The organism is Phyllobacterium sp. 22229, from assembly GCF_052056495.1.
Lineage (GTDB): Bacteria > Pseudomonadota > Alphaproteobacteria > Rhizobiales > Rhizobiaceae > Phyllobacterium > Phyllobacterium myrsinacearum.
The window spans coordinates 13631-39050 of the sequence record NZ_JBQEPA010000009.1 but is presented as its reverse complement, the minus strand read 5'-3'; the positions used below and the strand labels follow the sequence as shown (position 1 = coordinate 39050).

The 25420-nt window shown below is 61.3% G+C and carries 22 protein-coding genes; 10 read left to right on the top strand and 12 right to left on the bottom strand.

Translation table 11 applies throughout. The features are described from left to right. Nucleotides 1-86: 86 nt before the first annotated feature. The 3 genes from tdh to ACTJJ7_RS12620 form a co-directional block, all read right to left on the bottom strand. Nucleotides 87-1124 (bottom strand): L-threonine 3-dehydrogenase, encoded by a 1038-nt coding sequence (gene tdh / locus ACTJJ7_RS12630; RefSeq protein WP_130271820.1) that lies wholly within the window; start codon nucleotides 1122-1124, stop codon nucleotides 87-89. A gap of 10 nt (nucleotides 1125-1134) precedes the next feature. After that, a complete protein-coding gene (locus ACTJJ7_RS12625; RefSeq protein ID WP_105733408.1) occupies nucleotides 1135-2325 on the bottom strand; it encodes a glycine C-acetyltransferase in 1191 nt (396 codons plus the stop codon). Between the two features lie 81 nt (nucleotides 2326-2406). Beyond that, nucleotides 2407-3585, bottom strand: coding sequence for an ROK family protein (locus tag ACTJJ7_RS12620; protein ID WP_440967273.1), 1179 nt, complete (start codon nucleotides 3583-3585; stop codon nucleotides 2407-2409). Between the two features lie 124 nt (nucleotides 3586-3709). Between ACTJJ7_RS12620 and ACTJJ7_RS12615 the strand changes: the two genes are divergently transcribed. Genes ACTJJ7_RS12615 through ACTJJ7_RS12605 form a run of 3 tightly spaced genes read left to right on the top strand, consistent with a single transcriptional unit; the run spans nucleotide 3710 to nucleotide 6690 of the window. Then, nucleotides 3710-4447, top strand: a complete 738-nt coding sequence (locus ACTJJ7_RS12615; RefSeq protein WP_440967271.1) for a glucosamine-6-phosphate deaminase — start codon at nucleotides 3710-3712, stop codon at nucleotides 4445-4447. Then, a complete protein-coding gene (locus tag ACTJJ7_RS12610; protein WP_440967269.1) occupies nucleotides 4444-5463 on the top strand; it encodes an N-acetylglucosamine-6-phosphate deacetylase in 1020 nt (339 codons plus the stop codon). Before ACTJJ7_RS12615 ends, ACTJJ7_RS12610 begins: the two co-directional genes overlap by 4 nt. A gap of 30 nt (nucleotides 5464-5493) precedes the next feature. Continuing rightward, complete coding sequence (locus ACTJJ7_RS12605; protein WP_440967267.1) at nucleotides 5494-6690, top strand: ABC transporter substrate-binding protein; 1197 nt, start codon at nucleotides 5494-5496, stop codon at nucleotides 6688-6690. Between the two features lie 5 nt (nucleotides 6691-6695). Here the strand turns inward: ACTJJ7_RS12605 and ACTJJ7_RS12600 are convergent, their stop codons facing one another. Then, complete coding sequence (locus tag ACTJJ7_RS12600) at nucleotides 6696-8546, bottom strand: ABC transporter ATP-binding protein (protein ID WP_440967265.1); 1851 nt, start codon at nucleotides 8544-8546, stop codon at nucleotides 6696-6698. Between the two features lie 40 nt (nucleotides 8547-8586). Beyond that, complete coding sequence (locus ACTJJ7_RS12595; RefSeq protein ID WP_105733402.1) at nucleotides 8587-9798, bottom strand: aminotransferase class V-fold PLP-dependent enzyme; 1212 nt, start codon at nucleotides 9796-9798, stop codon at nucleotides 8587-8589. Nucleotides 9799-9911: 113 nt separating this feature from the next. On the opposite strand from ACTJJ7_RS12595, the gene ACTJJ7_RS12590 reads away from it, so the two are divergent. Next, complete coding sequence (locus ACTJJ7_RS12590) at nucleotides 9912-10745, top strand: IclR family transcriptional regulator (RefSeq protein WP_374042759.1); 834 nt, start codon at nucleotides 9912-9914, stop codon at nucleotides 10743-10745. Here the strand turns inward: ACTJJ7_RS12590 and ACTJJ7_RS12585 are convergent. The 7 genes from ACTJJ7_RS12585 to ACTJJ7_RS12555 form a co-directional block, all read right to left on the bottom strand. Then, on the bottom strand, nucleotides 10742-11239 hold the full coding sequence (locus ACTJJ7_RS12585; RefSeq protein WP_105733400.1) for a RidA family protein: 498 nt from the start codon (nucleotides 11237-11239) through the stop codon (nucleotides 10742-10744). The genes ACTJJ7_RS12590 and ACTJJ7_RS12585 overlap by 4 nt on opposite strands. Before the next feature lie 9 nt (nucleotides 11240-11248). Further along, complete coding sequence (locus ACTJJ7_RS12580) at nucleotides 11249-12460, bottom strand: amidohydrolase/deacetylase family metallohydrolase (RefSeq protein ID WP_440967262.1); 1212 nt, start codon at nucleotides 12458-12460, stop codon at nucleotides 11249-11251. A gap of 2 nt (nucleotides 12461-12462) precedes the next feature. After that, nucleotides 12463-13332 carry an ABC transporter permease gene (locus tag ACTJJ7_RS12575; RefSeq protein ID WP_105733398.1) on the bottom strand — a complete coding sequence of 290 codons (870 nt, stop codon included), beginning with the start codon at nucleotides 13330-13332 and terminating at the stop codon, nucleotides 12463-12465. Next, nucleotides 13332-14273, bottom strand: a complete 942-nt coding sequence (locus tag ACTJJ7_RS12570; protein ID WP_162800202.1) for an ABC transporter permease — start codon at nucleotides 14271-14273, stop codon at nucleotides 13332-13334. Before ACTJJ7_RS12570 ends, ACTJJ7_RS12575 begins: the two co-directional genes overlap by 1 nt. 81 nt (nucleotides 14274-14354) lie before the next feature. Continuing rightward, a complete protein-coding gene (locus ACTJJ7_RS12565) occupies nucleotides 14355-15884 on the bottom strand; it encodes an ABC transporter substrate-binding protein (RefSeq protein WP_440967259.1) in 1530 nt (509 codons plus the stop codon). Nucleotides 15885-16027: 143 nt separating this feature from the next. Further along, nucleotides 16028-17320, bottom strand: coding sequence for an L-rhamnose catabolism isomerase (gene rhaI, locus ACTJJ7_RS12560; RefSeq protein ID WP_440967257.1), 1293 nt, complete (start codon nucleotides 17318-17320; stop codon nucleotides 16028-16030). A 21-nt stretch (nucleotides 17321-17341) separates the two neighbouring features. Beyond that, complete coding sequence (locus tag ACTJJ7_RS12555; RefSeq protein WP_440967255.1) at nucleotides 17342-19432, bottom strand: bifunctional rhamnulose-1-phosphate aldolase/short-chain dehydrogenase; 2091 nt, start codon at nucleotides 19430-19432, stop codon at nucleotides 17342-17344. A gap of 213 nt (nucleotides 19433-19645) precedes the next feature. Here ACTJJ7_RS12555 and ACTJJ7_RS12550 point away from each other — a divergent pair, with 213 nt between their 5' ends. From ACTJJ7_RS12550 to rhaM, 6 genes are all read left to right on the top strand, one after another. Next, a complete protein-coding gene (locus ACTJJ7_RS12550; protein WP_105733394.1) occupies nucleotides 19646-20458 on the top strand; it encodes a DeoR/GlpR family DNA-binding transcription regulator in 813 nt (270 codons plus the stop codon). Nucleotides 20459-20502: 44 nt separating this feature from the next. Then, nucleotides 20503-21498 carry a rhamnose ABC transporter substrate-binding protein gene (gene rhaS, locus ACTJJ7_RS12545; protein WP_105733393.1) on the top strand — a complete coding sequence of 332 codons (996 nt, stop codon included), beginning with the start codon at nucleotides 20503-20505 and terminating at the stop codon, nucleotides 21496-21498. A 68-nt stretch (nucleotides 21499-21566) separates the two neighbouring features. Continuing rightward, the gene (locus ACTJJ7_RS12540; protein WP_440967253.1) at nucleotides 21567-23087 is read left to right on the top strand and encodes a sugar ABC transporter ATP-binding protein; all 1521 of its coding nucleotides are present in this window, start codon (nucleotides 21567-21569) and stop codon (nucleotides 23085-23087) included. Nucleotides 23088-23098: 11 nt separating this feature from the next. Continuing rightward, nucleotides 23099-24097: an ABC transporter permease gene (locus ACTJJ7_RS12535; protein ID WP_105733855.1), complete on the top strand. Its 999-nt coding sequence runs from the start codon at nucleotides 23099-23101 to the stop codon at nucleotides 24095-24097. Further along, the gene (locus ACTJJ7_RS12530) at nucleotides 24094-25095 is read left to right on the top strand and encodes an ABC transporter permease (protein WP_440967252.1); all 1002 of its coding nucleotides are present in this window, start codon (nucleotides 24094-24096) and stop codon (nucleotides 25093-25095) included. The genes ACTJJ7_RS12535 and ACTJJ7_RS12530 overlap by 4 nt, the downstream gene beginning before the upstream one ends. Then, on the top strand, nucleotides 25092-25415 hold the full coding sequence (gene rhaM, locus ACTJJ7_RS12525; protein ID WP_440967251.1) for an L-rhamnose mutarotase: 324 nt from the start codon (nucleotides 25092-25094) through the stop codon (nucleotides 25413-25415). The genes ACTJJ7_RS12530 and rhaM overlap by 4 nt, the downstream gene beginning before the upstream one ends. Nucleotides 25416-25420 lie beyond the last annotated feature (5 nt).

The window sequence follows — 25420 nt, the reverse complement described above, 5'->3', positions numbered from 1 at the left end:
GATGCACCATGAACTACATGTATCGGCGCATTGCTGCGCCGATCATGACGCCATGAAATGGCGTCATTGCGAAACAGGGCACTATTTCAGTGCCAGCTCAGGACAACCTTGCCCGAGCTTCCCGAGCGCATGGCATCGAAACCCGCCTGGAAATCATCGATCGGCAGGCGGTGGGTGATGATCTGGCTGAGATCAAGCCCCCCTTGCACGAAGGCAATCATCTTGTACCAGGTCTCGAACATTTCCCGGCCGTAAATGCCCTTCAGGTTGAGCATCTTGAAAATGACCTTGTTCCAGTCGATCTCGAAGCCCGTCGGCGCGATGCCGAGAATGGCAATCTTGCCGCCATTGTTCATCTTGTCGATCATGTCGCGGAAGGCCGGCGCGGCGCCGGACATTTCGAGGCCGACATCAAAACCTTCCGTCATGCCGATCTGGCGCATGACGTCGGTGAGGTTTTCCTTCGATGCATCGACCACGTGATCGATGCCCAGTTTCTTGGCAAGCGCAAGGCGGGACGGATTGATGTCGGTGATGACGACCTTGCGGGCGCCCGAACGCTTGGCAACCAGCGCACCCATGATGCCGATGGGCCCGGCGCCCGTGACCAGCACGTCCTCGCCCACCAGATCGAAACTCAGCGCGGTGTGAACCGCATTGCCGAATGGATCGAAAATCGCGGCGATCTCGTCGGAAATATCATCGGGAATCGGCACGACATTGTATTCCGGAATGCACACATATTCGCCGAACGAGCCGGGACGATGGACGCCGACACCCAGCGTGTTGCGGCAAAGATGCCCCCTGCCCGCCCGGCAGTTGCGGCAGGTGCCGCAGACAATATGCCCCTCGCCGGAAACCCGCTGCCCGACCTTATACTTTGTGACCGCCGAGCCGATGTCGGCAATCTCGCCGCAGAACTCATGCCCGACAACCATCGGCACCGGAATCGTCGCCTGCGCCCACTGATCCCAATTGTAGATATGAACGTCAGTGCCGCAGATCGCAGACTTCTTGACGCGGATCAGCACATCGTTGGGACCGGGCTCCGGCACGGGAACGTGTTCCATCCAGATGCCGGGTTCGGCCTTTGCCTTTACCAGTGCCTTCATCATGTTCGACATGGTGTGTTTCCTATTTGATGATGCCGAGATCACGCCCGACTTCGGCAAAGACGTCTATAGCGCGGGCGACATCTTCGGTGGTGTGGGCAGCAGACATTTGCGTACGGATGCGCGCCTGGCCTTTCGGCACGACCGGGAAGGCAAAACCGATGACATAGACGCCCTTTTCCAGCATGCGCGCCGCCATGTCCTGCGCCAGCGCTGCATCGCCCAGCATGACCGGGATGATCGGATGATCGGCGCCGGCAAGGGTAAAGCCGAGCTTGCTCATATCCCTGCGGAAATGCGCGGCGTTGGCGCTGAGGCGCGCCCGCAGCCCGGCACCCCCGTCGATCAGGTCAAAGACCTTCAGCGAGGCAGCGGCAATGACCGGCGCCAGCGTGTTGGAGAAGAGATAGGGCCGCGACCGCTGGCGCAGCCAATCGACCACCTCGGCCTTCCCGGAGGTATAACCGCCGGATGCACCGCCCAGCGCCTTGCCGAGCGTGCCGGTGATGATATCGACCCGGCCTTCGACGCCGCAATGTTCGGCCGAGCCGCGGCCATGCTTGCCGACAAAGCCGACCGCATGACTGTCATCGACCATGACCATGGCGCCATATTTTTCGGCGAGATCGCAGACGCCGCCGAGATTGGCGATAATGCCGTCCATGGAGAAGACGCCGTCGGTGGCGATCAGCTTGAACCGGCTGCCTTCGGCTTTCTTCAGTTCTTCTTCCAGCGCCGCCATGTCGTTGTTGGCATAGCGGAAGCGCTTCGCCTTCGACAGGCGCACGCCGTCAATGATCGAGGCATGGTTCAGCGCATCGGAAATGATCGCATCCTCTTCGCCCAGAAGGGTCTCGAACAGGCCGCCATTGGCGTCAAAGCAGCTGGAATAAAGGATCGTGTCTTCCAGTCCGAGGAAGCTGGAAATACGCGACTCAAGCTGCTTGTGCTCTTCCTGCGTGCCGCAGATGAAACGGACGGAAGCCATGCCATAGCCGTAACGGTCGAGCGCGGCTTTCCCGGCCTGCGCCAGTTCTTCATTGTCGGCAAGACCAAGATAGTTGTTGGCGCAGAAATTCAGGACCCTGGCACCGCCGGAAACCTCGATTTGCCCGGCCTGCTTGGAGGTAATGACCCGTTCGGACTTGTAAAGCCCGGACGCCTTCAAGCCTTTCAGCTCGCTCGTGAGGTGATCGATGAATTGCTGGGTCATGATCCGTGTGGTGTCCTGCTGTGTTCTTCCGGCGACGAGCCGTGGCGTTGGTGCAATCGGATGTTCGCAGCCAGTGTCATCTCACGATCGGATGAATGTCTCAAGCCCCAGATTGAACAGCGGCCGCACGGCACCGAGAATGGCGAACTCCTCGCTCGATTTGTCCGCGATCAGAACCGGCAGTTCCAGCGTGCCGATCAGCCCTTCCGCCCGAAAGGCCTGTTCGAACGCCTGCCAGACATCCGCATTGGCAATGAATGGTCCGGTCACGATAACCCGCTTGGGAAAAAGCAGGCGGCAGACATTGGCGAGGGATCGCGCCATCAGCTCGACCCCGGTGCGCATATCGTCCATGTCGAGCAGGGGCCGCCGGGCCATTTGCCCGGCCAGCACTTCCTCGTTCTCGGACAGGGACGGCCACCGTTCGAGCATCCGCGGCAGCAGCGCCCAGAGCGATGCCGCCGTTTCAAGACAGCCATGATTGCCGCAGCCGCAGGGGCGCTCTCCCAGCCGGTTGAAACGCCAATGGCCGATTTCACCGAACGGACCGCCCGCACGGATGAACGGATCGCCGTTCACGCTGTAGGCCAGGCCAATGCCCCAGCCCCAGTGCAGGAGCAAGGTATTGTCGGTGCCGTAAATGGGGTCCTGCAGCATGCGGGCACTGAGTTCGGCATCAAGATGACGGCAGACGAGAACCTCCGGGGTCACCGGCGCCAGCGCCGCCGCCAGGTCAAAATCACGAATCTTCGGCCAGCGCGAGGTGAGCAGCCAGGTGCGGCTTTCGACATCGACAACGCCGGACACCGACACGGACGTCCCGATATGCTGCATATCAGCCGGGCATTTGCCCGCTAGAAACGTGACCAGATCACGCATGGCGGCCGTCATCTGGTCGCGGTCGGCGTCGGCCCGCATATCGAGGCTGAGGCGTTCCAGCGTCCGGCCGCCGAAATCCACCAGCGTGCCGCGCAGCGAACGGCTCGACACGTGAATGACCGTTGCGGCGAAACGCTGCGTGTTGAGGCCGATCCGGATGGCGGGGCGGCCCCGCCCGCTTTTTTCGCCCGCCGTTTCCACCAGCAGGCCGCGCGCGATCAGGTCCCCCACCACCTTCGATGTCGTGGTCGAGGTCATGTCGAGCGCTTCGGCAATGCCGGGGCGGGAATGCTGACCACCGCCGGAGACAAGCGCCACGACCCGGGCGCAGTCACGCTGGTGGGCATCGTCATAATGTGTCTCGTCAACCGTCAGGATCATGCGGAAACGCCCTCATTCTTATTTTTGAACAATATTATTCTAAAATACCTTGCAGTGCCATGGACAGCTATGCTTACAATGGCGCCCACGGTGAAAAGCATATGCAAGAAGGTTGGTAAAGCCCATGGTCGATACGCGTATTTTATCTGACAAGCAGGCCCTCGGCGCGACCGGCGCCGCGCTTGGCGCAGCGGCGATCCGCCAGGCCATTGCGCTGAAGGGCAAGGCGTCGATCATTGTGGCAACCGGTGCCAGCCAGTTCGAACTTTTGCAAAATCTCGTCGCGGCGGAGGGCATCGACTGGTCGCGGGTCACGGCGTTCCATCTCGATGAATATGTCGGCATGGACATCACCCACCCCGCCAGCTTCCGCAAATATCTGCAGGAGCGGTTTATCGCACCGCTCGGCGGCGATGTAACGTTTCATCCGGTCAATGCCGAAACCAATGCGCGGGCCGAAGCGGCGCGCCTTGGCGCTGTGATCGCCGAACACGATATCGATGTCTGCTTTGCCGGCATCGGCGAGAACTGCCATCTGGCGTTCAACGATCCGCCCGCCGACTTCGAAACGGACGAGCCTTACATTGTGGTGACACTGGACGAGGCCTGCCGCAGGCAGCAGATGGGTGAAGGCTGGTTCCCGTCGCTGGATGCCGTGCCTGAGCAGGCCATTTCGATGAGCATCCGGCAAATCCTCAAAAGCCGCCTCATCATCCTTTCCGTGCCCGACGCGCGCAAGGCGCAGGCCGTCAAGGACGCACTGGAAGGTCCAGTCGACCCACGCCATCCCGCCTCGATCGTCCAGACCCATCCGCAGACAATCCTGCTGCTCGATCCGGACTCGGCATCCAAACTGTCATGATCACATCGGGCCTCGTCGATATCCAGGTCAACGGGTTTGCCGGCGTGGATTTCAACGCCGCAGACCTGACGCCGGACGCGCTTGATCACGCCTTGGAGGCCATGCTGGCAACGGGCGTCACCACATGCCTGCCGACGATCATCACCGCCCATCCCGATGAACTGGACGCACGCTTTGCCGCGCTCGACCGCTGCGTCAGCACGAGCCGTCTCGGCCCGCTGATGTGTCCGGGCTATCATCTGGAGGGGCCGTTCCTCAATCCGGCACAGGGCTTTTCCGGGTGCCATCCCGCGCAGGCCATGACATCGGCGGATCCCGCGCTGGTCACGCGCCTGCAGGACAGGATCAAACGGCCCATCCTGCTCGTGACCCTCGCGCCCGAAATATCCGGCGGCCTCGATTTCATCCGGGCCATGGCGGCGCGGGATATTCTGGTTGCAATCGGCCATTCGGCTGCGGATTTCGCCACGGTCGAAGCGGCGGCGCTGGCCGGTGCAAACCTGTCGACCCATCTCGGCAATGGCCTGCCGCAGATCATGCCCAAGCTCGACAATCCGCTCTTTGCCCAGCTTGGCGAAGACCGGCTTCTGGCGACCTTCATTGCCGACGGCATTCATCTGCCACCCAAGGCGTTGAAATCGCTGATGCGGGCCAAGGGCTTCGAACGTTGCGCCCTGGTGACCGACGCCGTCGCCGCAGCCGCCGTTCCCGCAGGCACCTATGATTTCGCCGGCATGCGCATCGAGCGCACCGCAGACGGCACGGTGCGCCTGCCCGGAACGACAGGGCTTGCCGGATCCTCCCTCTGTCTCGATGACGGGGTGCGCAACCTTGTCCGTTGGGGCATCGCGTCCTTCGAACAGGCGGTGGAAATGGCATCGACGCGGTTGCTGGTTGTACTGGCACCGGCCCTGCGTGCCCACAACATCGCCCTACCGCATGCGGAAATCGACTGGTCGGACAGCATGGCCATCCGCAGCGTCCGCATCGGCGACGAGATCAGAAATTACCACTGAAATATCCAAGAACAATAAAGGGGAATGCAAATGGGAAATGACCAGTTTCGAATAAACCGCCGGGTGTTGCTCGGCGGCATGACCGCATCGGCAATGGCAGGCGCGATGCCCGCCTGGGCCAAGGCGCCCGCCCTGCCCGCGGCACCGGTTGTCATCACCGTGATGGATGTGGGCGGTGCGCTGGCGCTGATCCAGCCTGCGTTCGAGGACTATGCCAAGACCTATCCGGAACGGGCATCGCGGATCATCTTCACCAAGGCGCCGGTGACGGAACTTGCCGGCAAGCTCAAGGCGCAGCAGAGCGCGGGCCGCGTCGATATCGATATCGTTCTGACCGGCAGCGATGGATTGGCGGCCGGGCTTGCCAATGAAACATGGCTGAAAATCCTGCCGGATTTCGCCGACACGTTTCCGGGGATCGAGGAAAACTACGAACCCGCCGCGCTCGCCCTGCACAAGGCGCAGGGCGACGGCTACGGCGTCGTCGTCAACTATTACCCCTCGGGCCCGCTGATCGAATATGATCCGGAACGGGTCAAGAAGGTCCCGGCCAGCGCGGAAGAACTTCTGGCCTATGCCAAGGAAAACCCCGGCCGCTTCATGTATGCCCGCCCGACCAATTCCGGTCCCGGGCGCACATTCATGATGGGGCTGCCCTATATTCTCGGGGACAAGGACCCGCAGGATCCGGTCAATGGCTGGGACAAGACCTGGGCCTATCTCGCCGATCTCGGCCAGTACATCGATTATTACCCCGCTGGAACCGGCGCGACGATGAAGGAATTCGGCGAGGGATCGCGCGACATCATCATCAGCACCACCGGCTGGGACATCAATCCGCGCGCGCTCGGCATCGTGCCCGAAACGGCGAAGATCGGCACCCTCAAGGGGTTCCACTGGGTTTCCGACGCCTTCTTCATGTGCATGCCCAAGGGCATCGCCGACGACAAGGCGGCCGTGGTCCTCGATCTGATGGCTTTCCTGCTCACCCCCAAGGCGCAGGCCTATTCCTATGATGAGGGCTATCTCTATCCGGGTCCGGCGGTGAAGAACGTGCCGCTGTCCATGGCACCGCAGCACAGCCAGGACGTGATCAAGCAGTTCGGCCGGGAGGAATATGCCGGGCTTATCGCCAACAACCCGATCGAGCTGCCGCTGAAGCCGGACAAGATGGTCCTCGCCTTCCGCAAATGGGACGAACTGGTCGGCTCCAAGAAATCGAAGTAAGGGCGCTACTGCACCTGAACCAGATGCCCCGCCGAGACTTCATTGTATTGCCGCACTGGCACAATGAAGTCCGGCGTGCGCACCGGGCTCTTGATCTCGTCATTGGAGACCGGCCGCTTGATGCCGCGCCGCGACGGATCGGGCACCGGCACGGCTGAAATGAGCTTGCGCGTATAGGGGTGTTGCGGATTCTCGAAGATGGCTGCGCGCGATCCGATCTCGACGATTTCACCGAGATACATCACCGCAATGCGATGGCTGACCCGTTCGACCACGGCGATATCGTGCGAGATGAAGAGATAGGCGAGGTTGAGGCTTGCCTGCAGATCGAGCAAAAGGTTGATGACCTGCGCCTTGATCGACACATCCAGCGCCGAGACGGATTCATCGGCGACGATCAGTTTCGGATCGAGGGCCAGCGCCCGGGCAATGCACACGCGCTGCCTTTGGCCGCCGGAAAATTCATGCGGATAGCGGCTTGCCATATCCGCCGTCAGCCCGACCCGCTCGAGGAGATCGGCGACACGTTCGCGGGCCTGCGTGCGCGTTCCCAGCCTGTGTTCGAGATAAGGCTCGCCAATCGCCGCGCCGACGGTAATGCGAGGATTGAGGCTGGCGAACGGGTCCTGAAAGATCATCTGCATGGTGCGGCGCATATCGCGCAGCCGCTTCGGCTCCATGGTCAGCACGTCTTCACCGTTGAGCAGCACCTCGCCGCTGAGCGGCTGCACCAGGCGCATGATCGAACGCCCGGTCGTCGACTTTCCGCATCCGGACTCACCGACGAGCGACAGCGTCTCGCCCGGCTGCAGGGTGAAAGACAGGTTTTCCACCGCATGCACGCGGCCTTCCAGCTGGCCGAACATCCCCGAATGGATATTGAAGCGCGTGGTGAGATTCTTCACCTCAAGCAATGGCCTGACATCCGCCTTGACAGTATCGGCGGCCTCGACAGGCACATCCGACGTGCCGGTTGCACGGTCCACCACCGGAAAGCGCAATGGACGTTTATGCCCCTTCATCGAGCCGAGAATGGGAACAGCCGAGAGAAGCGAACGGGTATAGGGATGCTGGGGACGGGCAAAAATATCCTCGGTTTTTCCGGTTTCCACCGCCTCGCCATTATACATGACGACGGTGCGGTCAGCGATTTCAGCGACCACGCCCATATCGTGGGTGATGAAGAGGACGGATGTGCCCTCCTCTTCCTGCAGCAGCTTGATCAGGTCGAGAATCTGGCCCTGGATCGTCACGTCAAGCGCCGTCGTCGGCTCATCCGCGATCAGCAGTTTCGGCTTGCTGGCCAGCGCCATGGCAATCATCACGCGCTGGCGCATGCCGCCGGAGAAGCGGTGCGGATATTCGTCGAAGCGCGATTGCGCGGCGGGAATGCGCACCTTTTCCAGAAGCCGGATCGTTTCGGCCTTGGCTTCCGCCCGCGACATGGCGGAATGGCAGAGCAGGGCTTCGCTGATCTGCTGGCCCACGGTGAACAGCGGATTGAGCGAGGTCATCGGCTCCTGAAAGATCATGGCGACGTCATTGCCGCGCACCGCCCGCATCTGGTTTTCAGGCAGCGCAAGAATGTCCTTGCCGCCCAGCATGATCCGGCCCTCGATGCGGCTCTTGTCCTTCTGCAACAGCCGCATGATGGACAGGGATGTCACGCTCTTGCCCGAACCGGATTCGCCGACGATGGCCACCGTCTCTCCCGGCGCCACGTCGAACGACACATTGCGCACGACGGGCCGCCACTTGCCGTCAGATTGAAAGGATGTCGTCAGATTGGAAACCGACAGGACCGGAGCAAGTGCATTGCTTCCCTTGTCAGAAGGAGAAGGCTGACGGTTTTCCATGCTTATAAATCCTTTCCGTTGGCTGAGGGCGACGCGCTGATCAATCGGGCCAGCGCATGAGACCGGCCATGCGGCGGGTGTAGCGGTTTTCAACCGGGGTCGAGATGATCGCGTTGGATGCGCGTGCCTTGCCGAGTTCTTCGGTCAGGCGGCTGGCAACAATGGCCTCTTCGCCGGGATGCAAATTGCACGGGTCCATATAGAAATAGCCGTGCTCAACCTCGTGGTCCCGGACGATCACCGGGCGCGAGCCCTGTGCCAGCGCATCGGCGAGATCCCAGGCGGAGATATGAGCGGCCTGCGGATCGATGGTGACGCGCAGGCGGTCGAGCGGATTGTGTGTCGGATCGGGTTCGATGACTGCCGTGACGCCCGGCTTGCCCGCAAGCGTCTGCTGCCAGAGGTTGAGATAACCGGTTTCCCGCTCACGGATACCCGCATGGTCACGCTTTTCCCAGGCTTCCAGCGCGGCGATGGTTCCGAGAATGCTCTCCTTGCCCACTTTCATGCCACGGCCAATGCCCATGTTCTGCAGGAAGGTGTTGCGGACGAAATCCTTGGCACCGGCAACAATACCGCCCGTCGGGCCGCCGAGAAACTTGTGCGACGAGTAGAGCGCGATATCCGCCCCCTGCTCCAGAAAGATCCTGAGGTCGTATTCGGAGGCCGCATCGACGATGACAGGCACGCCGCGGGCATGGCAGACTTCGGCAAATTTCTTCAGCGCAACCAGGCCGTATTGGACGGTGTGATGCGAGACAACGAACACGGCGGCAGCGGTGCGCTCGTTGATCGCCCCATCAAGATGATAGGGATAGCAGGATGTCGCCTGACCGACCAGAATGGCCTTGGCACCGGCGAGCCGGATACCCTGATCGACCGGCGCGCCATAGCTGACCACATGGCCCATCTGGATGATGACTTCGTCCTTCAAGCCCGTGGTATCGGGCAGGCGTTCGATGGCGGCAAGATCATTTCCCGTCATGGCCGCCGCCACCGCGAGGCTAATGCCGGCGGAGCAGGACGCCGTGACAAAACCGGCTTCGCCGCCTGTCAACCGGGCAATCACCGGGCTTGCCTTCTTCTGCAGGTCGTTGACCTCGACGAACTGCGGAAGGATGCTTGTCATGGCGGCGACCGCTTGCGGGACCACGATCGACGCCCCCAGCGAGGTCATCGTGCCGGACACGTTGATAACGGGTCGCAAGCCGAGCGTTTCGCGAATATCGTCGGGGTTGTGAGAGTCTGTCATGCTAATCTCCTCGAAATGTTGCCGCTTGCAACACATTCCATTTTCTAGGCATATATGCCATTATAATGTAATAAGCTGTTTGAACATCAATCGAGCCTGCCAGGAGCCTGAACGTGGACGCAAAGACATCAGACATGGGCGCTGCCCCCGGTCTTGAGACAACCGAACAACCGGAAGCGACGGGCCGCCGTTCCCGTGTCAGCGGCATCGACCGTGCCTTGCAGGTCCTGGATTACCTCTACGAAACCGGCAGTCCGGCCGGTGTCTACGGCATTGCCAAGGCCATCGGGGCGCCGCTGTCGACCGTCTACGTCATCATTGACGATCTGGTTGAGAAGAACCTCCTCTCCCGCAACAATGACGGCTCCGTCTGGCTGGGTGCACGGCTTTATCACTACGGCCTCGCCTATGCCCGCTCGCTGGATTTTCTCGACGTCGCCAACCACGAAATGCACAATCTCAGCCGCGTATCGGGTGAAACGGTGCAGGTGTGCGGCCGCGACGGCGATCACATGATGGTTCTGGCCATGGCCGATGGTCCGGGTCATTTCCATGTCACCTCGCGCGTCGGCACCCGCGTGCCGCTGAACTGGACCGCATCCGGCCGCCTGCTTGTCGGCCATCTGCCGGAAGCCGAACGGCTTGATCTGTTCAAGCGCTGCGCCAAATCCTCGCCCACCGGCCGTGCCGTCATCGAACCGGCAGCGCTGTCGAAAGCCGCTGCCGAGGCGCTGCAATCGCGCATTTCCATCCAGGCGGGCGAATCCGACTACGCCGTTGCCTGCGTTGCCTCGCCCGTATGCGACGACAAGGGCACCTGCGTTGCCACCATCTCCATCGTTCTGCCCGAGCAGAAGATTGCCGACGACCCCGAGCGCTATACGGCCGAGGTCAAGGCATCTGCCGAACGGATCGAAACGGTGATGGGCTGGCGCAGTCATTCCTAGTCCCTCAAGGCGATGATCGCCTCGATCTCCACGGTGATGTTGCCCGGCAGCGAGCCGAAGCCCACGGCCGAGCGGGCATGCTGTCCCGCGTCGCCGAACACGTCGATCAGCAGATCGGAGCATCCGTTGATCACAAGCGGATGATCGGCAAAGTCAGGCACGGCATTGACCATGCCGAGCAGCTTGACCACCTGCTTGACGCGGCCAAGATCCCCCAGGGCGGAATGCAGGACCGCCAGCAGGTTGATGCCGGTCAGCCGGGCATGGGCATAGGCGTCCTCGATGCTGACGGTCTCGCCCACCTTGCCCGTATGCATGAAGCCGTCATCCTCGCGCGGGCCCTGGCCCGACAGGTACAGCATGTTGCCTTCCTGGATGTGGGTGACGAAATTGGCAATCGGACGCGGTGCCGGCGGCAGCACGATGCCCAGCGCCTTCAGCCTGGTGTAAGGAGATGTGCCGGCGTCGACAGCCGGACTGGATGAAGGATTCACGCGAGCTCCTTAGCGGTATGAATGGGTATGGCGGTGATTGACCAGCTCAGGCTTCACCGGTTGATAGCGGCTCGCCGCGATGGTTTCGGTGCCCAGAACCACCATGCGCGGTTCGAACAGTTTGTGCAGCGTCGCCTCGTAGCCCAGGGAATCGATGACGCTGAGATCAGAATCGACCAGTTCAAAGATGGTGAACTCGGCCGGCTTGCCGGCGGAGAGGAGATTGTCGGTCGGCAGGCCGATGGCCGATGCCGGCGAAAGCGTCACGGCCTCGACAACCCTGTCGAACGGCATGCCGACGCTCAGGAGCTTCGACATCGTCGTTCCCAGGTCCCACACGGAATAGTTCAGGCTGTGCAGGTGGATGTCCGTCGAGATGGAGAACGGCAGCAGGCCGCGGCTGATGGCAACCTCCGCCACGCGGAACGAGAACGACGCGCCGCCATGACCAATATCGAGCCGGATGCCTTCTCCGGCGCAGCGCTCCGCCAGTTCGAACAGATCCTCGTCTTCAATGATGCTGGCGCCGACCTTGCCGTTGAAGCAATGGGTGATGATGTCGCCCGGTCCCAGAATCTCCAGCACTTCGTCGTAGAGCGCGGGCGGTTCGCCCACATGCACCATCATCGGCAGTTTCAGAATCTTTGCCACCTTCTTGCCGACCTTGACCGGCGTTACGCCCCAGGAGCCGGTGATGACGTGGCTGGCACGCACCTTCAGGCCGACAATGTGGTCGCGGTTCTCATTGACGCAGGCGACAGTGCGGTCGAGATCGATGGAGCGGATATCGCTGAGTTCGCTGACGCGGTTGCACGCGACAAGACCAATCGAGCCGAGATTGAGGAAAGCCTTGATGCGCTCCTTCGCCGGTTCGATGATGTATTCGCGCAGGCCGTGGAAATTGGCTTCACCGGCCGAGCCCGCATCGACGATGGTCGTCACGCCGCGCTCGACACCGCAGATTTGCGGGCGAACCGAGATATCGGTTCCGCCATGCCAGACATGGGCATGCAGGTCGGTCCAGCCGGGCGAGATCCAGGCACCCTTCAGGTCGACGCGCCTGATGTCGCCGGCGACGTTCAGGGAGGGGCCGAATTCGGCGATTTTTCCGTCTGCGCCGATCAGGATATCGATGCTGCCGGAAGGCGTGTTGGGGCCAAAGGCAACCGGTTTGACATTGGTCAGCAGCAAACGGCCATCGGTTGCGGAGGGGGCGGGCATGATCAGAGATCCTTTCTGAGGCGGGGGTCTAGGAGGTCGCGGAAGCCATCGCCGACCATTTGCAGCGAGAGAACGGAGAGGACGATGGCAATGCCGGGAAACAGGGTCATCCAGTCGGCCTGACCGACATATTGCCGGCCGGCGGCAATCATCGTGCCCCAGGTCGGCACCTCGGGGCTGACACCGAGACCGAGGAAGGACAGGCCCGCCTCCGCCAGCATGGCATGGGCAAACAGGAACGTTCCCTGGACGAGGATGGGCGAGAGCAGATTGCGCAGGATATGGCGCGTCAGGATATGCGGCGTCGAAATGCCGAGCGCATGGGCGGCTTCCACATAGGGCAATTCGCGGATGACCAGTGTCGAGGCCCGCACCACACGCGCCAGCCGCGGCGCATAGACGATGCTCAGCGCGATGATCACCGTCGTCAGCGATGGACCCAGCGCCGCAACCAGCGCAATGGCGAGCAGGATGTCAGGGAATGCCATCATCGCATCGATCAGCCGGGTGATCGGCGCATCGAGCTTGTGGAAAAAACCGGCGAGAATGCCGAGGGTCACGCCGATGAGCGAGGCGAGCACCACCACGGCAAAACCAACGAGCAGCGACAGCCGGGCGGAATAGATCGTGCGCGAGAACACGTCGCGTCCGAATTCATCGGTGCCGAAAATCCATTGGGCACTTGGCGGTTTCAGCCGGTTGACGATCGACAGCTTGTTCGGCGCATAGGGCGCAATGAGCGGCGCGAGAATGGCCAGCGTGATGAAGATTGCCAGGACGATCAGGCCGAACAGGACAGTCTTGCGGCGCAGGAGAACCCGCAGGAATTTGCTGCGCTCGCTGGCGGGAACGGGTGAAACGATATCGGTCATCAGTAGCGCACCCTTGGATCAACGACGAGGTAAAGCATGTCGATGGCGAAATTGATGAGGACGTAGAGCCCGGCGATGATGAGAAGCGCGCCCTGAATGACCGGGTAATCGCGGCGCAGCACAGCCGAGACGACCAGATTGCCGACGCCGGGCAGGCCGAACACCGTCTCCGTCACCACCGCGCCGGAAATGAGCACGGCAGCCGTCAGGCCGACGACGGTGATGATCGGGATCAGCGCATTCTTGAACGCGTGCTTGAGAACGACGCTGCGTTCGACAACGCCCTTGGCACGGGCGGTGCGGATATAGTCATCGCCCAGCACGTCCAGCATCGACGCGCGGGTAAACCGCATGATCAGCGCCGATGAAACGATTCCCAGGGCAAAAGCCGGCAGGACAAGGTGATACAGCCGCACGCCCAGCGTCGTGTCCGGTCCGCCGTAGCCCGAGACCGGGAAAATGCCGAAACGGACGGCAAAGACCTGCATCAGGATCAGGCCGAGCCAGAAGCTGGGAATGCTGGCGGCCAGCATGGCAAGCGCCGTTGCGGCCTGATCAAAGACCGATCCGCGCCGGTAGGCGGCATAGACCCCGATGGGGATCGCGATGACGCTGGCGATGAGGATCGAGAAAACCGTGAGGAAAAACGTCGGCTCGGCGCGCTGCGCCAATGCCGTCAGCACGGGCTGATCGAGAAAGATCGACCGCCCGAGATCGCCCTGCAGCAATTGGCCGATGAAATAGACGTACTGGACGAGGATGGAACGGTCGAGCCCGAGCGCTGTCCGCAGCTGCGCGATATCGGCGGCGGTTGCTTCCGGTCCGAGCATGACGGCCGCCGGATCGCCCGGCGTGACGCGCACGATGATGAACACGATGGTCACCACCAGGAACATCACGACAATCATGCCGACAAAGCGTTGGAAGATGTAACGAAGCATTGGGTCGGTTCTATCCTGCTACAGCGATGAGAATGGACTGCCGGCGGACGGCTTGCGCCGCCCGCCTTTGTTCACCTCGGATTACTGCTTGAGCGATACGTTCCAGAAATAGGGCCAGGGCGCCGGGGTAAGGTGCTCCAGCTTGGGCGATTTGGCCGACAGCGCATTGAAATCGCCGATCTTGATGATCGGTGCTTCCGCGTAGATCACCTTCTGCACCTCGGCCCACAATGCGATGCGCTTCTTCGGGTCCGTTTCGGCATTGAAGGCATCCACCGCCACCTTGCGGGCCGGCGTATCCCAATTGCCCGGCGCACTGGTCGACAGCGCACCGATCAAGGCAGGCTCCGGCAGGAACGGGCTGTGGCTGATATAGATATCCCAAAGCGTAGGGTCGGCCCGGCGCTGGGTCAGCGTTGCCCAGTCGACGACCTGCAGATCGACATTGATCCCGGCGGCCTTCAGATATTCCGCCGCGACCTGAGCCATCTTGTAGTGGAATTCATACTGGCGGCTGGTGAGAATGCGCACCGGCTTGCCGTCATAATTGGCCTTCTTCAGAAACGCCGCCGCCTTTTCAGGATCGCCGATATTATAGCCATCCTTGACGCCGGCATCGCTGGCCCAGCTATAGGATGCCGGATAGAACGATCCATTGAGCGCATAGAAATCCTTGCTGCCGAACGCGGCGGCCAGCATGTCTTCGACGTTGAGCGCAGCACGGATCGCCAGACGCATATCCTGGCTCTTGGTCAGGCCCTGTGCCGTGTTCAGCACGAAGACCGGCCAGCCGAACGGCTTCAGCAGCACCGGCTCGGTGACCTTCTGGCCCTTCAGGCGGTCATAGGCCTCGACCGGCAGACTGTCGGCATAGTCGAACTGGCCGGAAATCGCGCCTTCGACCCGGGTATTGGCATCGGGGACGGGAACAAAGCGGATTTCGTCGAGATATTGATGACGGGCGCCGCCATAGCCATTCTCGCGCCCTTCCGGAGACTTGTAGCCATCAAAGCGCACGAGCTGGATATACTGGTCCGCCTTGCGTTCCTTCAGCTTGTAGGGGCCCGTTCCGACCGGCTCGGTCATCGGGTTCTGCTGCTTTTCGCTTGGGAGGATGATCGCTGCGGCATTGTTGAACGCCAGCAGCGACAGCAGCGGTGCATGCGGGGCATTGAGCGTGATGCGGACCGTCGAGGCATCAACCGCATCAATGGATGTGATGAGAGGCGCAACCTGCTTGCCGCGCGAGGCGATCTGGGTCCAGCGCTTCAGCGACGCAACGACATCGGCCGAATCCATGTCGGTGCCGTCGTGGAATTTGACGCCGGTGCGCAGCTTGATCGTGTAGATTTTACCATCGGCCGAAATCTCCGGCAGGCTTGCCGCCAGCAATGGTGTCGGGTTCCAGTTTTCATCGAAGGTGTAGAGCGTCTCGAAAATGTGCTGCGAAACAATGCCGACCAGATCGGCCGTCGATGCCATGGCATCGAGTGTCGGCGGCTCGCCGATGGTCGCGACATTGATGACGCCGCCCTTGGTCTGGGCAAAGGCCGCAGGGCTGAGGGCAACCAGCGCCGAACCCAACAGGAGTGCGAGTTTCAGTGATTTCATGACAGTCCCCTTTGTTATTCTATTATTATGTTATATAATGTTTTATAGTAGAATAAGACCAAATGTATAGGGCGCTGTCAAACAAAAAAGAAAAGGCAGCGCGAGGGGCGCTGCCTTGATCGTGCAACCGGCCGGTTATCCGTTCAGATAATGCCGCCGCTGCCGCCCGTGCTGGCCGGCCGGATTTTTCCAACCTTTTGCCGGTAGCCGCTGGCCCGGTACGCTGCAATCGGATCGATGGCGCCCCCGGCCCGGCGGCGGGCTTCGGCGAGTATCGGCTCGACGTCCGTCCGGTAGGCGCGCTTCAACACATCCGACGCCATCAGCGCATCGTTGCCGTCCTGATAGCCATCGAGCGCCGCCCGGTCGACCAGCAGCGCCTGCGCATAGGCGCGGCGGATTTCATTGGCACTCGAGATCAGGCTTTCAATCGGGTCGGTCACATTGTGCGACTGATCGATCATATGCGCGGGGTGGAAATTCTCCGCGCCGCGCTCCTCCGCATCGACCAGCTCGTTGAAAACCAGAAACAGCCGGTAGGGATCGATGGAACCGGCATCGAGATCGTCATCGCCATATTTCGAATCGTTGAAGTGGAAGCCGCCCAGTTTTTTGAACTGGATCAGCCGCGACACGATCATCTCGATGTTGGTGTTCGGCGCGTGATGGCCAAGATCAACCAGGCAGAAGGCTTTCGGCCCCAGTGTCTGGGCGATCAGATAGTTGCTGCCCCAGTCCTGCACGACGGTCGAATAAAACGCCGGTTCGAACATCTTGTGTTCGGAGAAAATGCGCCAGTCGTCCGGCAGCGCCTTGTAGACCTGCGCCATGGCGTCGAGATAGCGCTCGAACGACCGGGCAAAATGGCTCTGGCCGGGAAAATTCGATCCATCGCCGATCCACACCGTCAGGGCCTTCGAGCCGATGGCATCGCCGATTTCGATGCACTCAATATTGTGCGCGATGGCCTGCTTGCGCGTCGCCGCATCCACATGGCTGAGCGAGCCGTATTTGTAGGAATGCGCCTGATCCGGCGCATCGGAAAAGGTGTTGGAATTCATCGCGTCGAAGCCGAGACCGAGCGCATCCGCATGGGCTTTCAGCTGCTGCGGATCGGCCTTATCCCACGGGATGTGCAGCGAGACATTGGGTGTCGCACGGCTCAGCTGATGGATGACCGCACAGTCATCGAGCTTGTCGAAAATGCCGCGCGGCTCGCCCTGCCCCGGAAACCGGGCAAAGCGTGTGCCGCCGGTACCGACGCCCCACGAGGGAACGGCAACGAAGAAATCGGCCACCTTGGCGGTGATCGCCTCGATATCGATGTTGCGGCGGGCAAGATGCGCGCCCAGCGCCTCGAAATCGCTGCTGTGCGCCGCAGCGCGCCTGTCGTTCTCGGATGCGATGAGATCGCCGGAAATATGCTGTTCAGCCATGTTGTCCTCCCAGGACTGTCTTTATCGCGTGAAGCTCTGCACGTTGCCAGCGTCGACATTGATGATGTTGCCCGTCGATTTGGCGGACGCATCGGAGGCCAGGAAATAGATGGCCTCGGCGATATCTTCCGGCAGCACGTTGAGCTTGAGCAGCGACCGCTTGCGGTAATGCTCTTCCAGCTCATCCACCTGCAGGTTGGACGAGGCGGCACGCTGTTCGCGCCATTCGCCGTTCCAGATTTTCGAGCCGCGCAGCACCGCATCGGGATTGACGGTGTTGACGCGGATGCCGGCTTCCGCTCCCTCCAGCGCGAGACAGCGGGCGAGATGGATTTCCGCCGCCTTGGCAGCGCAATAGGCGCTGGCATTGGGCGAGGCGGCAAGCCCGTTCTTCGATGCGACGAAGACCACGTTGCCGCCGATCTTCTGGCGCCGGAACAGGCGGAACGCTTCGCGCGATACGAGGAAATAGCCGGTCGCCAGAATGTCCATGTTGCGGTTCCACATGGCAAGCTCGGTCACCTCTATCGGCGCGGACGAGGCGATGCCGGCGTTGGAAACCAGAATATCGATGCCGCCGAACTCGATCGACGCTTCGGCGAAACTCGCAATCACCGCCGCTTCGTCCGTCACGTTGAGCTGCACGCCGCGCACCGCGTCCGCACTGTAGCGCGCGGCAAAATCCTCATGCGCGGCCTTCAGGGCCTCCGCATCGATATCAGCCAGCACCACGCAGGCGCCCTGCCCGAGCAGCCGTTCCGCCGTGGCGCGGCCGATGCCACCGGCACCGCCGGTGACAAAAGCCACGCGGCCCGCCAGCGATTTCGGCTTCGGCATGCGCTGCAGCTTGGCTTCTTCAAGCAACCAGTATTCAATATCGAAGGCCTCCTGTTCGGGCAGACCCTGATAGTCCGAGACAGACGACGCGCCGCGCATCACATTGATGGCGTTGACGTAGAATTCCCCGGCAATGCGCGCTGTTGCCTTGTCCTTGGCAAAGGACAGCATGCCGACGCCAGGAATGAGGAAGATGACCGGGTTGGGATCGCGCATGGCAGGCGAATTGGCATGCTTGCAGGCGGTGTAATAGCGGGCATAGTCGGTGCGGTAGGCTTCCAGCGCCGCATCAAGTGCTTCGACAGCGGCTTCGGGATTGGCCGGATCGACATCCAGCACCAGCGGGCGAATTTTGGTGCGCAGGAAATGATCGGGGCAGCTTGTTCCCAGCGCCGCGAGCGGACGCAGGTTGCGGGCGTTGACGAATTCCAGCACCGCGGGCTGATCGTCGAAATGGCCGAGCTTACGCTCGGCTACGCCGATCTTGCCGCGGATTTCCGGCATGAGCCGCGCGGCAATGGCGCGGCGCGCCGATGCGTCGAGGCTCGCTGTTATCTCCCCGCCGAATGCGGGCTTTCCCGCCGTCTTGGCGTCGAACCAGACAATCGCCCTGTTGATGATATCGAGCGTCAGCTCATAGCATTCTTTGGCGTCATCGGCCCAGGTGAACAGACCATGGCTTTCCAGCACGACGCCCTTTGAACTCGGATGCGCCGCCGCGTATGCACCGAGATCAAGGCCAAGCTGAAAGCCGGGGCGGCGCCAGGGCAGCCAGCCGATTTCATCACCAAACACCTCTTTCGTCAGCGCGCGCGAGTTCTTCGACGCAGCAATGGCGATGATCGCATCGGGATGCATGTGATCCACATGCCTGAACGGCACGAAACCGTGCAGGGGCGTATCGATCGATGCGGCACGGCTGTTGAGATTGAAGGTGCAATGGGGCAGGAAACCCACCATGCGGTCTTCGTCCGCAACACCCGTGTAGATGGACTTCAGCGATTCCAGCTTTTCCATATAGAGCGTGGCGAAACCGTCGAGCTTGATCGTGCCGACATCGCCGCCCGAGCCCTTCACCCACAGCACCTCCACCGGCTCGCCGGTAAGCGGATCGGTTTGCGTCACTTTGGCCGAGGTGTTGCCGCCGCCATAATTGGTGATGCGCTTGTCGGCGCCCAGAAGATTGGAGCGGTAGAGCAGCTTGCCGGGCTCATCCAGCGTGGCGGCCTTTTGATCATCCCAACGATTATCCAGAAGTTGGACCTTGTTCGCCATGCTTGCCTCCCGAAGACGATCTGATGGCCTGACAACACGCCGCAGCCATGTGAATTTTCTCTAGCTATGAAGCAGGGAGCGATTTGCTGTCAATCATAAATGATCAAATTCAATCATAAAATTGCAGTTGTGCAGTGCAATATGAATAATTTTGACTGAAGTTGATTGACATGATCGTTGTATTTGCGCAATGTTTGCGGTGTGGAGGGAAAAATGCACGAACGTGAGCGCCAACGAATTATCCTGAGTGCCGTTCAGGAAAAGCCGTTCATCACCATTCAGGACATTGCCGAACTGACGGAAGCGTCGGAAGCAACGATCCGTCGTGACATCGCCTCCATGCATGTCCAGGGCAAGCTGCGCCGGGTGCGCGGCGGCGCGGAAGCCATTCACCCGCCACAGCAGACCGCGCTGGCCGGCCGGCCATTCCGCGTCTCGGAAGCCGAGAACATCGACAAGAAGCGGGCGATCGCCCGTGAAGCCGTGGGCCTGTGCAGCGAGGGCGACGCCATCATTCTCAACGGCGGCACCACGACATTCCAGATGGTGCATTATCTCGCCACGCGCCGCCTGCAGATCATGACCAATTCCTTCGCCATTGCCGAACATCTGGTGAAGAACTCGAAGAGCACCGTCATCATACCGGGCGGCATGATCTATCGCGAGCAGAGCATGATCCTCTCGCCGTTCGACAATGATGTGACCCGCAATTTCTACGGCAAGCGCATGTTCATGGGCGCCGTCGGGGTCGGTCCGTTCGGCGCCATGGAATCGGACCCGCTGATCATTCAGGGCGAACAGAAGCTGATCAATCAGGCGGATGAACTGGTGCTGCTGGTGGATTCCAGCAAGTTCGAGCGCCGGTCGAGCCTGATCCTGTGCCCGTTGCAGCGGGTTGCAACAATCATCACCGATGACGGCATTGCGGATGCCGACCGGAAGATGGTGGAGGATGCCGGGGTCGAGCTCATCGTCGCAAAGGTGGGGGCTCAGGACAAATCAAGGGATTCCGCTTCGATCGCATAAAAACCAGGCGCCGAAGCGGCGTATTTCAATCTAGGGAGGATGAAATGAAACTGTTGAAGACACTCGCGCTGGGATCGGCCTTGGCCCTTGCCATGCTCGCATCGCATGCACAGGCGGAAACGATCAAGATCGGCCTCGTCGCCAAATCACTCGGCAATGGCTTCTTCGAAGCGGCCAACAAGGGTGCGCAGGAAGCCGCCAAGGAGTTGGGCGGCGTCGAAGTCATCTATACCGGACCGACATCGACGACGGCCGAAGGCCAGATCGAGGTCATCAATGCGCTGATCGCCCAGAACGTCAATGCCATCGCCATTTCCGCCAACGATCCCGACGCTGTCGTCCCGGCTCTGAAGAAGGCCATGGCGCGCGGTATCAAGGTGATCTCGTGGGATTCCGCCGTCGCCAAGGACGGCCGCATTGTCCACCTCAACCCGTCATCGAACGAGCTGATCGGCAAGATGTGCCTGCAGCTTGCCGCCGCCCACCTGCCCGATGGCAAAGGCGACTTCGCCATCCTCTCGGCCACGACCACGTCGACAAACCAGAACACCTGGATTGCCGAGATGAAAAAGCAGCTGCCGAATTTTCCCGGCCTCAATCTCGTGACGACAGTTTATGGCGATGACCTCGCCGACAAGAGCTACCGCGAAGCGCAGGGCCTCCTGACCTCGCAGCCGAATGTGAAGGTCATTGTCGCGCCAACCACGGTGGGCGTATTGGCGGCATCGCAGGCGGTATCGGATGCCAAGAAGATTGGCACGGTCTACGTGACCGGCCTCGGCCTGCCCTCGGAAATGGCCGGCGCCATCAAATCAGGCGCCACCAAGGAATTCGCCATCTGGAATCCGATCGATCTCGGCTACTCCGCCACGCAGATCGCCTATCACCTCGTCAAGGGCGATACCGATGGCAAACCCGGCAGCGACATCAGCGCGGGCCGCATGGGCAAGATCAAGATCGGCGACAATGGCGAGGCTGCCATGGCTGATCCCTTCGTCTATGACGCGAAGAACATCGATCAGTTCTCCAAGATTTTCTGATCCGGCAATCGCGCCGCAAAGCCCGGCAGGCCTTCTGCCGGGCATTTTTTAACCCTCCGGTATTGCCCATGATGACCGCAGCCCTTGCTGAACCACCCGCCATAACCCCCATTCTGGAAATGCGGGCCATCTCCAAGACCTTTCCGGGCGTGAAAGCCCTTGACGACGTCAACATCGCCCTGTTTCCCGGCGAGGTGACGGCGCTCATCGGCGAGAATGGGGCGGGCAAATCCACGCTTGTCAAGATTCTGACCGGCATCTACCCGTCCGACGGCGGCGATATCCATATCGACGGCAGGCCCGTCACCTTCGGCAACGCGCAGGCTGCCATCGATCACGGCGTGACCGCCATCCATCAGGAAACGGTGCTGTTTGACGAACTCTCGGTCGCGGAAAACATTTTCATCGGCCATGCGCCAAAGACATCGCTGGGTCTGGTCAACTGGAAGGGCGTCAACGCCAGGGCGCTCGCCCTTCTTCATTCGCTCGAAAGCAACATCGATCCGCGCACACGGCTGAAGGACCTGTCCATCGCCCAGCGCCATCTTGTTGCCATTGCCCGCGCGCTGTCGGTCGACGCGCGCATCGTCATCATGGACGAGCCGACGGCCGCCCTGTCGCGCAAGGAGGTGGATGACCTGTTCCAGATCGTCAAGCGGCTGAAAGCGCAGGGAAAGGCCATTCTCTTCATCAGCCACAAGTTCGACGAGGTCTATGAGATCGCCGACAATTACGCCGTGTTCCGCGACGGCAAGGCCGTGGGCAGCGGGGCTCTCGCCGATATCAGCCAGAACGACATTGTCCGTCTCATGGTCGGCCGTTCCATCGAGCACGCCTTCCCGAAAGTCGATATCCCGCTCGGCGAGACGGTGCTCAAAGTCGAAAGCTACAGCCACCCCACCGAATTCCGCGACATTTCCTTTGAACTCAGGAAGGGTGAAATCCTTGGCATCTACGGGCTGGTCGGCGCGGGCCGCTCGGAAATCTGCCAGTCCCTGTTCGGTGTGACCCGCCCGTCCGGCGGCAGGCTGGAACTGGATGGCAGGGAGATCCAGATCCGCTCGCCCGGCGATGCGATCCATGCGGGCATCGTCTATGTGCCGGAGGAGCGCGGCCGCCATGGCGCCGTGCTGCAATTGCCGATCTACCAGAACATTTCATTGCCCTCGCTCGGCCGGACATCCCGCTCGGGTTTCCTGCGTGCTGCCGAAGAACTGGCGCTGGCACGCACATATGCCGAACGCTTCGATCTCAGGGCTGCAGCGCTCTCGGTACCGGTCGGCACGCTTTCCGGCGGCAATCAGCAGAAGGTCGTCATCGGCAAGTGGCTCGCCACGCAACCGAAAATCCTCATTCTCGATGAACCGACCAAAGGCATCGACATCGGCTCGAAGGCAGCGGTCCACGCCTTCATCAGCGAGCTTGCCGGCGAAGGCCTGAGCATCATCATGGTGTCGTCGGAACTGCCGGAAATCCTGGGCATGTCGGATCGCGTGCTGGTGATGCGCGAAGGCCTGTCCGCCGGTCTCTTCGAGCGGGCAGGCATGAGTGCCGAGACGCTGGTTCGCGCCGCAACGGGCAACGCGTGAGGATCGGGATGATCAAGCAACTGTTCAAATTTCGCGAAATGCTGCTGGTGGTGATCATCGCCGTGCTGCTCGGTGTTTTCTCCTCCCGCTCGCCGGGCTTTGCCAGCCCGTCGAACCTGTCGAATATTTTCAACGACACGTCGATCCTGATCATTCTGGCCCTCGGGCAGATGACCGTCATCCTGACGAAATCCATCGACCTGTCCGTCGCGGCCAATGTTGCCTTTACCGGCATGGCCGTTGCCATGCTCAACGCCGCGCATCCCGGCCTGCCGCTGGCACTAATCGTTCTCATCGCGCTTGGCATCGGCGCGATCCTCGGGGCCATCAACGGCCTGTTCGTGTGGAAGCTCGGCATTCCCTCGATTGTCGTCACGCTTGGTACGCTCACCATCTATCGCGGCATGGCCTTCGTGCTCTCCGGCGGCGGCTGGGTCAACGCCCACCAGATGACCGAGCCATTCCTGCAAACGCCGCGCCAGCTTTTCCTCGGCCTGCCGGTGCTCGGCTGGACCGCCATCGTCATCGTCGCCATCATCTATATCGTCATGTCGCGCACCTTCCTCGGCCGGGCGATCTACGCCTCCGGCGGCAACCCGACGGCGGCGGTCTATGCGGGCATTGATGTCGGGCGCACCCGCTTCTTCGCTTTCGTCCTGTCCGGCACGCTTGCCGGGCTCTGCGGCTATCTGTGGGTATCGCGCTATGCGGTGGCCTATGTGGACATTGCCGCGGGCTTCGAGCTCGACAGCGTTGCCGCCTGCGTCATCGGCGGCATCTCCACCCTCGGCGGCATCGGCTCGGTCGCCGGGGCGGTGCTTGGGTCGCTCTTTCTCGGCGTCATCAAAAATGCCCTGCCGGTCATCAATATTTCGCCGTTCTCACAAATGGCAATTTCGGGCGGCGTGATCATCGCCGCCGTGATCTTCAACGCGCGGCAGGAACGGCGGCGCGGCCGCATCATCCTGCGTGACCGCGGGGCATCGGAAACAATCGAGGGCATCGCATGAGCGCGGTCAGTGAAAAACGTCATATCCCGGACCGGCTCGGCACCTCCGCAACGCGGTTGTTTGCCAGCTGGGAAGCGCTGCTGCTGCTTGTCGCGATCCTGATCTTCATCGCCAACTCCTTCGCATCTCCCTACTTCCTCAATGCCTGGAACCTGTCGGACGCCACGTTCAACTTCACCGAGAAGGCGATGGTGGCCTTTGCCATGGCGCTGCTGATCATTGCCGGTGAAATCGACCTGTCCGTCGCGGCGATCATTGCGCTTGCCTCGACGGCCATGGGCGCCGCTGCGCAGATGGGCGTGGGCACGCCGGGCCTTGTTGCCATAGGCCTCGGGGTCGGCATCGGCTGCGGCGTGATCAACGGCATTCTCGTGGCCGGGCTGCGCCTGCCATCGATCGTCGTGACCATCGGCACGATGAGCCTGTTTCGCGGCATCGCCTATATCGTGCTTGGCGACAAGGCCTATGGCGGCTATCCCGCTTCCTTCGCCTATTTCGGCCAGGGCTATGCCTTCTGGGTCATTTCGTTTGAATTCGCCCTGTTCGCCGTCCTCGCCATTCTCTTTGCCATTCTCCTGCATGCGACCAATTTCGGCCGGCGTGTCTATGCCATTGGCAACAACGAGTTTGCCGCGCGGTTCTCCGGCATCCGCGTCGAGCGCATCAAGTTCACGCTGTTCCTGTTGACCGGGCTGATGTCCGGCATCGCCGCGGTGTGCCTCACCTCGCGTCTCGGCTCGACACGGCCGTCGATCGCGCAAGGCTGGGAACTCGAAATCGTCACCATGGTGGTTCTCGGCGGCATCTCCATCCTCGGCGGCTCGGGAACCATCGGCGGCGTGGTCATCGCCGCCTTTGTCATGGGGCTGGTGACGTTCGGCCTCGGGCTTCTCAATGTGCCCGGTATCGTCATGTCGATCTTCATCGGCCTGCTCCTGATCATCACCATCACCCTGCCGATCATCATCCGCCGCTTCAGGCACAGGAAACACGCATGAGCACCCAGGAAACCCATGCATTCAAGATGACGCTCCTTCCGGGCATGGAAGAGGAATACCGGCGGCGGCACGATGCCATCTGGCCGGAACTGGCCGCGCTCCTGCGCGATGCCGGTGTCAGGAATTATTCGATCCACCTTGATCGCGACACCCGCACCCTGTTCGGTGTCCTGACCCGCCCGAAAAAACATGGGATGGCTGATCTTCCCGATCATCCCGTCATGAAGAAATGGTGGGCGCACATGGCCGACATCATGGTGACGAACCCCGACAATTCGCCGGTGCAGTCCGATCTGGTCTGCCTGTTTCATCTGGCCTGAACCGG

Excerpts from the sequence above, each read along its gene's own strand:
- ACTJJ7_RS12620 (WP_440967273.1), bottom strand. The coding sequence starts at position 3,585 with ATGATCCTGACGGTTGACGAGACACATTATGACGATGCCCACCAGCGT.
- tdh (WP_130271820.1), bottom strand. The coding sequence starts at position 1,124 with ATGTCGAACATGATGAAGGCACTGGTAAAGGCAAAGGCCGAACCCGGC.
- ACTJJ7_RS12530 (WP_440967252.1), top strand. The coding sequence starts at position 24,094 with ATGAGCGCGGTCAGTGAAAAACGTCATATCCCGGACCGGCTCGGCACC.
- rhaS (WP_105733393.1), top strand. The coding sequence starts at position 20,503 with ATGAAACTGTTGAAGACACTCGCGCTGGGATCGGCCTTGGCCCTTGCC.
- ACTJJ7_RS12615 (WP_440967271.1), top strand. The coding sequence starts at position 3,710 with ATGGTCGATACGCGTATTTTATCTGACAAGCAGGCCCTCGGCGCGACC.
- ACTJJ7_RS12605 (WP_440967267.1), top strand. The coding sequence starts at position 5,494 with ATGGGAAATGACCAGTTTCGAATAAACCGCCGGGTGTTGCTCGGCGGC.
- ACTJJ7_RS12575 (WP_105733398.1), bottom strand. The coding sequence starts at position 13,332 with ATGACCGATATCGTTTCACCCGTTCCCGCCAGCGAGCGCAGCAAATTC.
- rhaM (WP_440967251.1), top strand. The coding sequence starts at position 25,092 with ATGAGCACCCAGGAAACCCATGCATTCAAGATGACGCTCCTTCCGGGC.
- rhaI (WP_440967257.1), bottom strand. The coding sequence starts at position 17,320 with ATGGCTGAACAGCATATTTCCGGCGATCTCATCGCATCCGAGAACGAC.
- ACTJJ7_RS12555 (WP_440967255.1), bottom strand. The coding sequence starts at position 19,432 with ATGGCGAACAAGGTCCAACTTCTGGATAATCGTTGGGATGATCAAAAG.
- ACTJJ7_RS12625 (WP_105733408.1), bottom strand. The coding sequence starts at position 2,325 with ATGACCCAGCAATTCATCGATCACCTCACGAGCGAGCTGAAAGGCTTG.
- ACTJJ7_RS12600 (WP_440967265.1), bottom strand. The coding sequence starts at position 8,546 with ATGGAAAACCGTCAGCCTTCTCCTTCTGACAAGGGAAGCAATGCACTT.
- ACTJJ7_RS12610 (WP_440967269.1), top strand. The coding sequence starts at position 4,444 with ATGATCACATCGGGCCTCGTCGATATCCAGGTCAACGGGTTTGCCGGC.
- ACTJJ7_RS12550 (WP_105733394.1), top strand. The coding sequence starts at position 19,646 with ATGCACGAACGTGAGCGCCAACGAATTATCCTGAGTGCCGTTCAGGAA.
- ACTJJ7_RS12570 (WP_162800202.1), bottom strand. The coding sequence starts at position 14,273 with ATGCTTCGTTACATCTTCCAACGCTTTGTCGGCATGATTGTCGTGATG.
- ACTJJ7_RS12580 (WP_440967262.1), bottom strand. The coding sequence starts at position 12,460 with ATGCCCGCCCCCTCCGCAACCGATGGCCGTTTGCTGCTGACCAATGTC.
- ACTJJ7_RS12595 (WP_105733402.1), bottom strand. The coding sequence starts at position 9,798 with ATGACAGACTCTCACAACCCCGACGATATTCGCGAAACGCTCGGCTTG.
- ACTJJ7_RS12540 (WP_440967253.1), top strand. The coding sequence starts at position 21,567 with ATGATGACCGCAGCCCTTGCTGAACCACCCGCCATAACCCCCATTCTG.
- ACTJJ7_RS12565 (WP_440967259.1), bottom strand. The coding sequence starts at position 15,884 with ATGAAATCACTGAAACTCGCACTCCTGTTGGGTTCGGCGCTGGTTGCC.